The 12003-nt window shown below is 59.0% G+C and carries 8 protein-coding genes and 6 pseudogenes; 7 read left to right on the top strand and 7 right to left on the bottom strand.

Features of this window, described 5'->3' with window-relative positions; genetic code table 11:
- Window positions 1-59: 59 nt before the first annotated feature.
- Both NKI95_RS33365 and NKI95_RS33360 read right to left on the bottom strand, forming a co-directional pair.
- Window positions 60-275 (bottom strand): annotated as a pseudogene (locus tag NKI95_RS33365) (transposase zinc-binding domain-containing protein); the annotation flags it as partial.
- Window positions 276-285: 10 nt separating this feature from the next.
- A pseudogene (locus NKI95_RS33360) lies at window positions 286-1008 on the bottom strand (tyrosine-type recombinase/integrase); the annotation flags it as partial.
- 606 nt (window positions 1009-1614) lie between these two features.
- Here NKI95_RS33360 and ltrA point away from each other — a divergent pair.
- A complete protein-coding gene (gene ltrA, locus NKI95_RS33355) occupies window positions 1615-2997 on the top strand; it encodes a group II intron reverse transcriptase/maturase (RefSeq protein WP_502909287.1) in 1383 nt (460 codons plus the stop codon).
- Between the two features lie 85 nt (window positions 2998-3082).
- Here the strand turns inward: ltrA and NKI95_RS33350 are convergent, their stop codons facing one another.
- Window positions 3083-3295 carry a hypothetical protein gene (locus tag NKI95_RS33350; RefSeq protein WP_352722080.1) on the bottom strand — a complete coding sequence of 71 codons (213 nt, stop codon included), beginning with the start codon at window positions 3293-3295 and terminating at the stop codon, window positions 3083-3085.
- Window positions 3292-3774 carry an Lrp/AsnC family transcriptional regulator gene (locus NKI95_RS33345; RefSeq protein ID WP_352722078.1) on the bottom strand — a complete coding sequence of 161 codons (483 nt, stop codon included), beginning with the start codon at window positions 3772-3774 and terminating at the stop codon, window positions 3292-3294. The genes NKI95_RS33350 and NKI95_RS33345 overlap by 4 nt, the downstream gene beginning before the upstream one ends.
- Before the next feature lie 377 nt (window positions 3775-4151).
- On the opposite strand from NKI95_RS33345, the pseudogene NKI95_RS33340 reads away from it, so the two are divergent.
- Window positions 4152-4391, top strand: a pseudogene (locus NKI95_RS33340) (ATP-binding protein); the annotation flags it as partial.
- A gap of 50 nt (window positions 4392-4441) precedes the next feature.
- Here the strand turns inward: NKI95_RS33340 and NKI95_RS33335 are convergent.
- On the bottom strand, window positions 4442-5785 hold the full coding sequence (locus NKI95_RS33335) for an IS1182 family transposase (RefSeq protein WP_352722076.1): 1344 nt from the start codon (window positions 5783-5785) through the stop codon (window positions 4442-4444).
- A 30-nt stretch (window positions 5786-5815) separates the two neighbouring features.
- Here NKI95_RS33335 and NKI95_RS33330 point away from each other — a divergent pair.
- The 5 genes and pseudogenes from NKI95_RS33330 to NKI95_RS33310 form a co-directional block, all read left to right on the top strand.
- Window positions 5816-5905, top strand: a pseudogene (locus NKI95_RS33330) (hypothetical protein); the annotation flags it as partial.
- Between the two features lie 110 nt (window positions 5906-6015).
- Window positions 6016-6621: pseudogene (locus tag NKI95_RS33325) on the top strand (ATP-binding protein).
- Window positions 6622-6710: 89 nt separating this feature from the next.
- Window positions 6711-7799 (top strand): ABC transporter substrate-binding protein, encoded by a 1089-nt coding sequence (locus NKI95_RS33320; protein WP_352722074.1) that lies wholly within the window; start codon window positions 6711-6713, stop codon window positions 7797-7799.
- A gap of 247 nt (window positions 7800-8046) precedes the next feature.
- The gene (locus NKI95_RS33315; RefSeq protein ID WP_502909288.1) at window positions 8047-9045 is read left to right on the top strand and encodes an ABC transporter ATP-binding protein; all 999 of its coding nucleotides are present in this window, start codon (window positions 8047-8049) and stop codon (window positions 9043-9045) included.
- A 21-nt stretch (window positions 9046-9066) separates the two neighbouring features.
- On the top strand, window positions 9067-10833 hold the full coding sequence (locus NKI95_RS33310; RefSeq protein ID WP_352722070.1) for an ABC transporter permease subunit: 1767 nt from the start codon (window positions 9067-9069) through the stop codon (window positions 10831-10833).
- Window positions 10834-10843: 10 nt separating this feature from the next.
- Here NKI95_RS33310 and NKI95_RS33305 read toward each other — a convergent pair whose 3' ends face one another.
- Both NKI95_RS33305 and NKI95_RS33300 read right to left on the bottom strand, forming a co-directional pair.
- Window positions 10844-11023: a transposase domain-containing protein gene (locus tag NKI95_RS33305; protein WP_352722082.1), complete on the bottom strand. Its 180-nt coding sequence runs from the start codon at window positions 11021-11023 to the stop codon at window positions 10844-10846.
- A gap of 273 nt (window positions 11024-11296) precedes the next feature.
- Window positions 11297-11703, bottom strand: a pseudogene (locus tag NKI95_RS33300) (transposase); the annotation flags it as partial.
- Window positions 11704-12003: the final 300 nt, after the last annotated feature.

The raw sequence follows: 12003 nt of genomic DNA, 5'->3' as shown, positions 1-12003 counted from the left end.
AGTGGGTTTAGCAACGCCATTCTGCCGACGGCAGGTCGCTATCCACCAGCCCATAGGATCTTAGGGCAGTGGCGGTTGCGGCAGGAGTTATAGGCTTGCCGCACGAAGCCGCAGTCGGTGCAGTGTTCGGCGTGACCGCCCAGGGCCGCGGTCCGGCACGCCTCCACCGCGGCCATGACCCGGCTCTCGACACGCCCGAGATGGCCGGCATGGTCGCGGCGATAATCAGCCCCGTGACGGTGGAATACATCCGCCACTTCCAGATCCGGGCGCATGGCGCGCGGCTCAGCCGGGCGGCGTGATCTCCATGTGGAGTTGTCAAAAGGACTGGCGGTCCGGCCGATCACAGCCGTTGAGACCTGGGCGTACAGGGTCGTCGTCGCCAAGCTGCGATGGCCCAGCAGCACCTGAATGATCCTTATGTCCGTGCCGGCTTCCAAAAGGTGGGTGGCGAAGCTGTGGCGTGTGCACCGTCACCCGCTTCTCAACGCCCAGGAACTCGCAGGCTGCTCGACAGGCGATCCCCAAGGTCTGCGGGTGGATCGGGCCACGGCCATCGCGCCGGGGAAATAGCCATCGCCCCGGCTTGGTCAACCGCCAATAGACGCGCAAAATGTCCAGCAGCTGCGGCGACAGCATTACATAGCGGTCCTTGCCGCCCTTGCCCTGCTCGATGCGAATGACCATCCGGCTGCTATCGATGTCCGTCACCTGCAGACGCGCCGCCTCCGCAGCGCGTAAGCCTACCGCATAGGTGGTCATCAGAGCGACCCGGTTCCTCGTCCCCTTCACGGCCTGCAGAAAGCCGACCACCTCATCGGCGCTCAGCACGACCGGCAACTTGCGCGGCGTCCGGGCGTAAGCGATCCGCTCAGGCAGATCAGATCGACCCAGCGTCACGCCGTAGAAGAAACGCAAGGCGCAAACGGTCTGGTTCAACGCGCCCCACGAGACCCTTCGGCCCACCAAGTGGGCCTGATAGGCGCGCACCTCTTCGTATCCCAGTTGAACCTTCCAGCCAGGAGAATCCCAGATGGCCCAGATAAGCCCTCTGCGTTTGGCTCGACACCAAATCTTCTCAGACAGGGGCCTCCTCAGGCCAGACCCGCGCATCAGCTACCGCGGCAGCGGTTTAGTTGTGTGCCCAGCATGTTCAACCGCTTGGGGGTGAAAGTCCCTTAGCCAACCTGATGGAGGTGAAGGCTTAGCAAAGCGCAAGGGCATTACCGCGAGGTGGTGTCTGAAGGAAGCGTGGAGCAAAACCGCGACCTGACGAACAGAAACCGGATACGAGGCATCCCTGGCCGGACGAGCGGGCAACGTGTCGCGAAGTCCATATCCATCAAGGGGCAGGGCTGTAGATCCGGCAGGTGCGCGGGGAAGGCGATTGAGCTTACCTGGGGAGGCCTGCGTCATGTTCCGACTTCGGAACTGAGGGAACCGCAAGGTGACCTGACCGTGATGCAGGAGTCAGCAGAGGGCGTAGTAGGTGATGCTGTCGGCAAGGCTAGTGAGGCACTCCAAGGCCGAAAGGCGGAGCAAATGGATAGGCCGAGCCGGAAACGATGACCGAAGGCCCGAACGATTGGAAGCGGCAAGTAGGACTGGCAACTCATGAGTGGAAAGCGGCAGAAGACCCAGTATTCACTGGCCCTGGAACCGAGGGACCGGGGTGAAGCCCCTGTCAGCGGTTACCAAGGGGCCGAACCACTCGTGGCGAAGCCGGCACCCGAAAGCCCGGCTTGGACGGAACAGCTAATGGAGACGGTATGTAGCCGAGAGAATCTGGAAACAGCGTGGAAACGCGTTCGAAGTAACAAGGGTAGCCCAGGCGTGGATGGGATGACCATCGACGACGCCAAGGGCTACCTGCGTGAGCACTGGCCAAGCATCCGGTCTCGATTGCTTGAGGGAACCTATCAGCCGCAGCCGGTCAAGCGGGTCGAAATCCCCAAGCCGGACGGCGGGGTCAGAAAACTCGGCGTGCCTTGCGTCGTCGACAGACTGATCCAGCAAGCCCTGCTGCAGGTCCTCCAAGAGCAGTGGGACCCGACGTTCTCGGAGCACAGCTACGGCTTCCGCCCGGGACGCTCTGCCCATCAGGCAGTAGCCCAAGCGCAATGCTACATTGCCGAGGGTTACAGCTACGTGGTTGACCTCGACCTCGAAAGATTTTTCGACCGGGTTAATCATGATAGCCTGATGGCGCGCGTCGCCGCCAGGGTGTCCGATAAGCGTGCGCTCAAACTCATCCGTGCATTCCTCAATGCGGGGGTGATGGAGGACGGCCTGGTCCGTCCGGTGGACGAGGGGACCCCGCAAGGCGGCCCGCTCTCGCCCCTCCTAAGCAACCTCCTGCTCGACGATCTCGACAAGGAACTGACCCGACGTGGCCACCGTTTTTGCCGCTACGCCGACGACTGCAACATCTATGTTCGCAGCCGCCGCGCCGGCGAACGGGTCATGGCTTCCGTCAGCCGGTTCCTGACCAAGAAGCTGCGGCTGAAGGTCAACGAGGAAAAGAGCGCGGTGGCGCGACCGGAGGAGCGGAAGTTCCTGGGGTTCAGCATCTCGAATGACGGGAACGAGCGGCGCATCGCGCCGAAGGCCCTCGACAAATTCAAGACGCTGATCCGGGACATGACATGCCGGACCCGGGGCGTAAGTCTGCCGCAGATGATCAAAGAGCTGAAGCCATACCTTATCGGTTGGCGCGGCTACTTCGGCTTCTGTCAGACGCCTCGAGTACTCACACATCTGGAAGCGTGGATCCGCCGAAGACTACGCATGTATCTCTGGCGGCAATGGGGGAACGGGCACAACCGCTTCAAGGAACTGCGCCGTCATGGCGTACCAAAGTTCGGAGCTGCGGTTGCCGCCGGATCACCGACGGGATTCTGGCGCATGTCAGGACACCCGGCGGTCCAACAGGCCCTGCGCAACCATTACTTCGAGTCCCTCGGTCTCCCTCGACTCCATGTCTCTGCCCAAGCTTAATCCGATCGAACCGCCGTGGTACGGACCCGTATGCCCGGTGGTGTGGGAGGGGCGGCGCCGTGAGGCGTCCCCCTATCCCGATCAATCAATTTGTTCTCGCGGCGATCGAGAGCTGCCTGGAAAAACGCTTTAAGTTCTGCAGAATCTCCACAATGCTGAAATAGAACTCTACCGTGTCGCCGACTGCACCTTGGCCGTTGGCGAGTGAACAATGATTGAATTGCGGCCGCCTGGGAGCTTCTCCGGCGACATGTCCGATGTCCTCTGGTAATGCCGGAATACGCAATCCGGTGATCACGGCGCGAATTCCGAAGCCTCTTCGACAGGTACGGCGAATCCGGCTTTAACACGGTCCATAATCACCATCGTCTTTACCCCTTTGATATCAGGGTTCTCATAGAAAAATCGGCGGGTGAACTGCTCGTAATCCTCCATGCTCCGCGCAGTCACGTAAAGAACGAAATCGGCATCTCCGGTGACGTAGAAACCACTGACGACCTCGGGTGACGATTTAATAACCTTCTTAAATCGATCAATAATGTCAGCGCGCTCTCGCTCGAGGCTCACCAAAACAAGCATCTGAACTAGTCTGCCAACCGCCTTCGGCGACACGATCGAGACATCGGCTTCGATTATGCCTTCCGCCCGCAGCCTCTTCAAGCGCCGTTGACAGGCAGTAGCAGACAAGCCAGCCATTTCACCGACAACTTCAGATGTCAGCCGATTGTTTTTTTGCATTATCTCGAGAATACGAGCATCAATTCGATCATACCGCATATCAACCCCAGCGATTAGCCGTTTTCGCCCCAATATACATGGTTTGTTCAAGGAGAGCGCCCATCGGGAGTCGGGGGCGACGACATCGTAGCACTATCTCGAACACACTGGCGATTCAAGCCAAAATGCACCTGACCAGTTGAGTCTCAACGTGCGCAAGCGCCGATCCTGCGCTGTAAGCGCCGTGCTCAGCTGAGCATAGAATTTTGTCGGGTTCCAGTCTCGTAGTCACGCTGCACAGGCCGAATAGCCTAGGTTGGAAAGAGGCTCACCTTGATCCGACTTGCGCCAAGGCGGACCTGCCTAGTGCCCGTCCATAAAGGATAAATATCTGATATTCTCAGACTAATTGCAGTTTTTCTCTCGTCGGGCTGAAGATGCCCCGCGCACTCGAGATGCTTGATGCCACCTTGCGTCGTATGGAGCAGGGGCAGATCGACACCATAGAGGCGCTCGACGAACTCCTCCTCGAGGAGTTGTCGCTGCACGAGAATCGCCGGATCAAGGCGGCGCTGCGCATGGCCCGACGGCTGGTGGTCAAGACGCTGGCCAGCTTCGACTTCTCGTTCCAGCCGTCGCTCGACCGCAACCGTATCATGACATTGGCTGGACTAGGAGCCCGTCCAGATAGGTCATTGCTACGGGCACTTGTTGCACGATAGCCGGCTCAGGCGGGCTTTGCGAGGGTGAACAGCTTGAGGAGGTTATGGGCGGTGCAGATCATTGCCCATTCGGCACGCACTTTTTCAACGCCCCGCAATAGGAATTGGCGGAAGCCACGTGCCTGTTTGATCTGTCCGAACACTGGTTCCACCACTTGCTTTCTCAATCGATAGGGCGTTTCGAAGCCGCCGTCGTCGATCTTCTCTCGCATTCGTTGGGTCAGCGGCCCGCCGACTTTTCCGCTCGCGGCGGTCGGGTGCTTGGCGCGTCCAGGCGCGACGTAGCCGTCGATGCCGTGCGCTTCGAGCGCTTCGAGATTGGCTTCGCTGCAGTAGCCGGAGTCCGCCGAGGCCTGCGCTGGCTTGACCCCGAGATTATTCTCGATGGGCTCGATCAGGGGCACCAACTGGCCCTGGTCACTGCCGCACTGCGTCAGGTCGTGCGCGACAATGATCTGGCCATGGGCATCCACGGCAGCCTGCGCATTATAGGCCTGCACGAAGCCATCCTTCGACTTCATGATGCGGCTTTCCGGATCAGTGAAGTTGCGTTGCGCCTTGGGATCGGGCTCCTCTGATGGCGCCGCCGCCGGTTTGCCAGGCTTCTTGCGGCCTGCGGCCTGGCGCTGCTTTTCTTTTTCGGCCTCGATCCGGCGCTCTTCTTGCGCCGCCAGCTTGGCCTCGGCTTCCAGCGACGCCATCGCCTGCTGGATCTTGGCCAGCCGCTTCTGCTTGTCGCCGGCCCAATCCGGCATCTCGTCGCCGCGCTTGTCCTTGCCGAAAGTCACGTCCTCCTCGGCATCCGCGGCCTCGGCCGCCGCCAGCATGCGAGCGACTTCGGCTTTCAATTCCAGCTCGCGCTTCTTCATGCGCTCATAACTCATCGCCTTGTGTTTCGACGCGTTCGCCTTGATCTTCGTGCCATCCAGCGCGACATGGCCGAGTTTGACCAATCCTGCCGTCTCACACAGCTTCAGAACCTGCACGAACAGCGCCTCGAGCGCCTTCAAATGCCGCTTGCGGAAGTCGCTGATCGTCCGGAAATCCGGCGGATCGAGCGCCACGATCATCACAAAATCATTCCGTTCGCGGCAGGCCCTGGCGATCCGCCGCGACGAATACAGCCCGCTCGCATAACCGTGCAGCAGAAGCGCCACCATCATCCGCGGGTCGAACGGCGGCTGCCCAAGCCCGCTCACATAGCTGCCCGTGATCTCCTTGAGATCAAGGCTCTCACGCACCAGTTCAACGATGAACCGCGAGACATGGCCTGGCGGTACGAAGTCATGCACGCTCGCTGGAAGAAGCAGCGTCTGATCGATATTCCAGGGCCGAAAATACTTGCTCATAGCCCAAGATTGAATCAGACTCGTCAATAGTTGACCAGTGACTATCTGGACAGGCTCCTAGACTTCATCGCCCGCGCCGAGGTCGTCCACCTGCTCGGGCCGCCCGGAACCGGCAAGAGTCATCTCGCCACCGCGTTGGGGGTCGAGGCGGTGCGCGCCGGCAAACTCGTCTATTCATCCCGCTCGCCGACCTCATCGCCCAGCTCGCCAAGGCCGAACGCGAAGGCAACTTGCGCGAACGCATCCGCTTTCTCTGCCGGGCTTCGTTGCTCGTCGTCGACGAGATCGGGTATCTGCCGGTTACGCCAGGTGGCGGCAATCTATTCTTCCAACTGGTTACGCGCGGTACGAAAAGAGCGCCATGATCCTCACCTCCAACCGGGCTTCTCCGAATGGGCGAAATCTTCGGCAGTCCGGTCGTCGCCACAGCATTGCTCGACCGGCTCCTTCATCACGCCGTTGTCGTCCAGATCGAGGGCTCAAGCTACCGCATGCGTGAGCACGCGGCCCTCGTCCCCGTCCAACCTTCCGGCCGTGCCAAAACGGCGGGGCTGACCGCCGCTGGAGAAACACGACGATCCCCAAACCGGCTGATCACCGAGCTAAAAACCCGCCGCCGATCTGGGGAATTTTTAAATGCCCACAATCGGGGAACATTCGGTGCCCGTGTGAGGTGCACCCGCGGCTCACCATATGCTGCGAGGAAAATTGAATGCGCATACCCAGTTCGACTGCCCTGCGGTCGGTCGAGAGCCAGGGCAGTGACCAGAGGAGTTCGAGTCGATAACGCAGGAAAACTTCTCATTATTGTGGCACACGCATGTTTTCGGCATTGATGGCCGCTTTTTTGAATTAATTCAGACTTACGCTGATGTAATATTTAAGAAACAAAACGGTTGGAACAAACTACAAAGGAGGAGGAACTATGAACCGCAGACATTTCTTGACGACGTTGTCCACTGTCGCAATCGCGGCGCCATACGTAAGCCGCGGAGCTTGGGCGCAGTCTCCGGGCGAGCTCCGAGTCCAACTATACGGCGGGGATGTCGGAAGGGCGAACATCGAAGCGTATGTGAAACCGTTTGAGGCCGAGACGGGGGTTAAAGTCATCCCGATTACCGACGACGCCACTTTGCCCCAGCTTGAACTAATGGTGACGCAGAGTAATGTCACGCTCGACGTTGTTGCCTTGAGCCCGGCTGCAAGCCTCGTAGGGGCTCAGAAAGGTTACCTCGAGAAGATAGATTACTCCATTTATAAAAAGGAAGAACTGGACGCCATAATGGATGTTGCTAAACAGCCATATGGGGTCTCTGGGTTTGTTTATTCCTGGGTTATGTTCTATAATACTGAGCATTTTCCCGCTAACAAGCCGCGGCCGAATTCGTGGGCCGAATTCTGGGATGTGGAGAAGTTTCCCGGCGTTCGTACCCTCGAGACCGGCGAGTATGGTGTTGAAGGCCCTTGGGAGGAAGCGCTCCTGGCGGACGGCGTGAACGCGGATGCCCTCTACCCAATGGACATTGACCGAGTTTTTACCAGCTTGGACAAGATCAAGCCGCATATCCGCAAATGGTGGACAAGTGGGTCGGAAGTCCAACAAATGATGCGTGAAAAGGCGGCGGATATCGGAAATTGCTATGACGGGCGGGCGGGTGTGTTGATCGACGAGGGCGCTCCCCTTGAAATCAGTCGGAATCAGGCAAAGTTGACAACCGATTACTGGGGGGTAGTCAAAGGTAGCCCCAATGCGGACAATGCGCAGAAGTTTATTGAATTCGCCACCCGTGCCAAGAATCAAGCGGCTTTCGCTCAGCTGATCGCCTACGGGCCGGTCAACCGCAATGCATTCAAGCTGATCCCGGAGAAGAGGGGCCGTCGACTACCGACCCACCCCGACAACTTGGCCAGCGGCATTTTCCTCAACATGAAGTGGTATAGCGATATTGGATCGGGCGGCTTGTCCAACGCCGATCGGCTGCGCGAGCGCTGGAACCAGTGGATCCTACTTTAAATCTCGGATGCACATCTGGGCAGCAAGACGAACTGATCAATTCATACTAATCAAGTTTGCCGCCCGTCTCTGCCCTAGTAGAGTCTGTTCCGCCGTTGTGTCAGCAAAAAATCTGGTAGTCACATGCGCGTCGCTCTGGAGAACTTATATGGACGCCTATGTCAGAAGTCCCATCGAGGCCGGCAAGGATTACGACTTGGAGAACTCCGACGCTCGCGCGCAAATTGAATTTCGCAATGTAAGCAAAATGTACGGCGCCGTCGCGGCGGTCAGCGACGTATCGCTGAGTGTTGCTCGCGGCGAGTTCCTGACAGTTCTTGGTCCGAGCGGTTCGGGCAAGACCACAACGCTGATGCTGCTCGCCGGGTTCGAAGCTCCCACGAAAGGTGAGATCTTGATCGCGGGAAAGTCCGTCGGATCAGTCCCTTCCTACCAGCGCGACCAGGGCGTCGTCTTCCAAAGTTATGCCCTGTTCCCTCACCTTTCCGTGCGTAGGAACTTGGAATTTCCGCTTGAAATGCGTGGCATAAAGTCTGGCGAGAGGGCAGCGCGGGTGGATCGCATACTTGAGCGCGTGCACCTCGGGGAGCTGGGTGACCGGATGCCGGCGCAACTCAGTGGCGGGCAGCAGCAGCGCGTGGCGCTTGCGCGCGCCCTAGTCGCAGATCCGCCGGTTCTCCTGCTCGACGAGCCGCTCAGCGCGCTGGACCGCAACTTGCGCGAGGAGATGCAGGGCGAGATCAAGAAACTTCACGAGGAGTTCGGCATCACAACTATCTGCGTTACGCACGATCAGGAAGAGGCGCTCACATTATCGGATCGCATCATCGTCATGCGCGCTGGGCGAATCGAGCAGACGAACACGCCGGAGGCCTTGTATGACCGGCCGGTCACGCGCTTCGTGGCAAGTTTTGTGGGCGAAGCCAACTTCTTGGAAACTCCTTCTTTCGAGATCGAATCCGATCCTCCGCAACCTACCGGCACAGTCCCAATAATTCGGCCGGAGCGTGTCGGTATTGCTGCTTCGAGGGCGCCGCAGAGGCTCGATGCTGACCGGCGCCAGTTTGTCACTGGCAGTGTAGACGATATGATCTATGCCGGCCCGGTGCGCAAATATAATGTGCGCGTGGGGAGCTGCCTTCTCGTCGTGCGTGAGCATGTGACCTCGGGACAGCATACCTTCCAACGGGGTGACGAGGTGAGGCTTGACTGGCTGCGGTCCGACGTCCGCTTCGTTACGGACTGAGCGGCCAAGAGGGCAACGCGGATGAAGATGCTTCAGAAACTCGGCCGGATCCCCATCGGACTTACTTTACCGGCGCTCGCCATCCTGCTCGTCGTGATCGGGATACCGATGGTTCGGCTCTTCCTAGCAAGCGTTAATGCGCCAGCCTTCTCGCTCACTAACTATCAGGCGTTTTTTAGCCAGCCGGCAAATGTCCGTGTGCTTTTTCAGACGATCGAGGTGAGCGCAGTGGCCACGGCCCTCTGCGTTATCATAGGCTATCCAACAGCCTATCTTATCTCGGCTGCCCCCAAGCGCCTGCAATTGACGCTCATTGTGCTAGTCATCATCCCGTATTTGACCAGTTTCCTGGCGCGTACTTATGCATGGGTCGTGATCCTCGGCGATCACGGTTTGATCAACACTCTGTTGCTAAATGGTGGCGTTATTTCCAGTCCGCTGCCGCTCATCTATAACCGTATGGCCGTCTATATCAGCATGGTTCACATAATGTTGCCCGTGATGATCCTGCCTTTGGTCAGCGTCATGATGGGCATCGACAGGTCGCTGATGGCGGCTGCCCGCAGCATGGGTGCAAGGCCTTCTGCCGCCTTCTGGCGCGTGTTCTTCCCTCTCAGCATGCCTGGCGTACGCAGCGGTTCCTTGTTAGTATTTGTGATCTGCCTAGGCTTCTATATCACGCCGGCCGCCCTGGGAGGGTTGGGAGACGCTATGCTGTCGACTTTCATAGCGTCGCAGGTCCAGACCTCCTTTAACATCGCGCGAGTCGCTGCCTCGGCCTTTATTCTATTGGCAGTCGCCGGTGTCGTGCTCTCTATGTTCGGTCTCGATCTTTCAGATACACAAGGCCGGATGGCGCAACGAACGCAGCGGGCTTGGCAGAGTCGGCTACCCTCATTCGTCCCGCTGAGACGCTACTTCGGTGAGCGTGCCGATCGTTACAGGGCTAAGCGCTGGACGACCAATCTCTACCAAGCCGGTGCCGTAGGCCGCTGGTCGATCCTAGAAACGGTCTACATTATCTTTGTGATGATTTATTTGCTGTTTCCTGGCGTCGTCGTCATCATCATGTCGTTCAGTGCTGGAACTTATCTGGAGATGCCGCCCTCGGCCCTTTCACTGAGGTGGTACCGCTCCTTCTTCGAAGATCCCTCCTGGAACGGCGCCGCGTGGACCAGCGTCCAGATCGGCGCTATGGTTACCATCCTGTCGACTATCGTCGGGACGCTTGCCGCTTACGGCATTAGCCGCACCCGTTCGCAACTGCGTGGCTCTCTGACCATGGTTCTCTTGGCGCCGATCACTTTTCCGAGCATTGTCGTCGCCATTGCTGCCTACCTCGGGCTAGTCAATCTTGGGTTGATCGGCACAAAGACGGGCATAATCCTGTCGCACAGCATTGGGGCCATCTGCTATGTCGTGGTAATCGTCTCGGCTACCCTGGCGACTTTTGACCGGCGGCTCGAACAGGCTGCGCAGAGCATGCGGGCAGGACCACTGCAGACGTTCATGCGAGTTACACTGCCGCTGATCCGGCCGGGTATCATCGGAGGCGCTGTGTTCGCGTTCATCCACTCCTTCGACGAGGTCGTCATCTCGTCGATGGTGAGCGGGTTTTCGATCCGTACCTTGCCACTAAAAATGTGGGAGAACATGCGCAACGAGATCGACCCGACAATCGCGGCTGTGGCCTCGCTGTTAATGCTTCTGCCGATTCTTTGGCTCGCCGCTCTCTATGTCTTCTGGTGGCGATCCAGGCAGAAGGCTCTATCTCCAGCAACTCTCTAGCTGTTTAGTATCAGCGTTTGATGGTTGAGATCGAGACAGACCGTTTAGGCTTTTTTGGGCTTGACGTTTTCCGGAATCGCCAGGGCATGAGTTCCTCGGTCAGGCTCTGCGGAGGGCCGTTGATGATGGCGTCGAGAGTTTCGGCGAGGTAGGCAACGGGATTGATGTCGTTTAGCCTGCAGGTGGCCACGACTGATGAGAGCAGTGCCTTCCGTAATGGGCCTTCGCCCGTCAAGTCCCTCCGAGTGATTATCACGTCGCCAGGATCATGCTTCCGTCCATGGTCAGCACCAAGACTGCCACATCATGCCATCAGATCCAGAGCCGGCAGGTCAATCTAGGACGCGTGATTTGCCGAAGCATCCACAGCACTACTCCCGACCTTGCCAGGCCCTCGTCCCAGCGACGGGATCTCGAAGAAGCGGCGCCTATGCCGGCCCGCTTCGCTACACGTTTTCCTCCTTTACGCTGGCATCGTGTCCTTGCCACAGCGGAATTTAGTGGCATCAGTCCACATGCGGTGGAGCACAGTCGCGAGCTTGCGGGCCAGTGCCACCTTTGCCCGTTCCATGCCGCGCCGCTTCGCCACGTCCATCGCCAGCGCTTCAGGGGGGAGAACCGCGTGGCGCGCGTCAGCATGATGTGCGCCGCTTCATAGGGCGCGGCTCGCACCATTCCATCGCCGACCCGGCTGATGCCGCCGTCGAGGTCAGTTTCACCGGATTGATATTTCTTGGGCGTCAGTCCGAAATAAGCGCCAACGGTCCGGGACTTTGCGAACCGCCCCGGCTCATCGACTGCCGAGCGATAGGTGAGCGCCACCAGGGCTCCGACACCGGGCGGGCTCATCAGCCGCTGGCAGACAGGATCGGCAGATCGTCAGCATCGTGCGGTGCAGCGTAAGCGCCAAGCTGACCCCATCTGGCGCGGCTTGAGGTGATGAGCGAGACATACTGACACTGAAGCAAGGAGCCGAGGAGCTTGCAGTGTCAATTTCTATGTCTGCGCCTATGCCTGATGATAGAAGTTTCCATGTTCTTGAAGCGGTTGCCAACCGACTGGAGGCAAGCCCGCAGCGTCCGCGGCGGCGCTGGTCGGCGGAAGCGAAGTCGCGGCTGATCGAGGCGACACTGAAGCCGGGCGCGAATGTATCGGCCATTGCCAGACAGG

Source organism: Mesorhizobium sp. M0306, from assembly GCF_040321655.1.
Classification (GTDB): Bacteria; Pseudomonadota; Alphaproteobacteria; order Rhizobiales; family Rhizobiaceae; genus Mesorhizobium.
The sequence above is the reverse complement of the archived record's forward strand: the minus strand, read 5'-3'. Positions and strand labels throughout refer to the sequence as shown.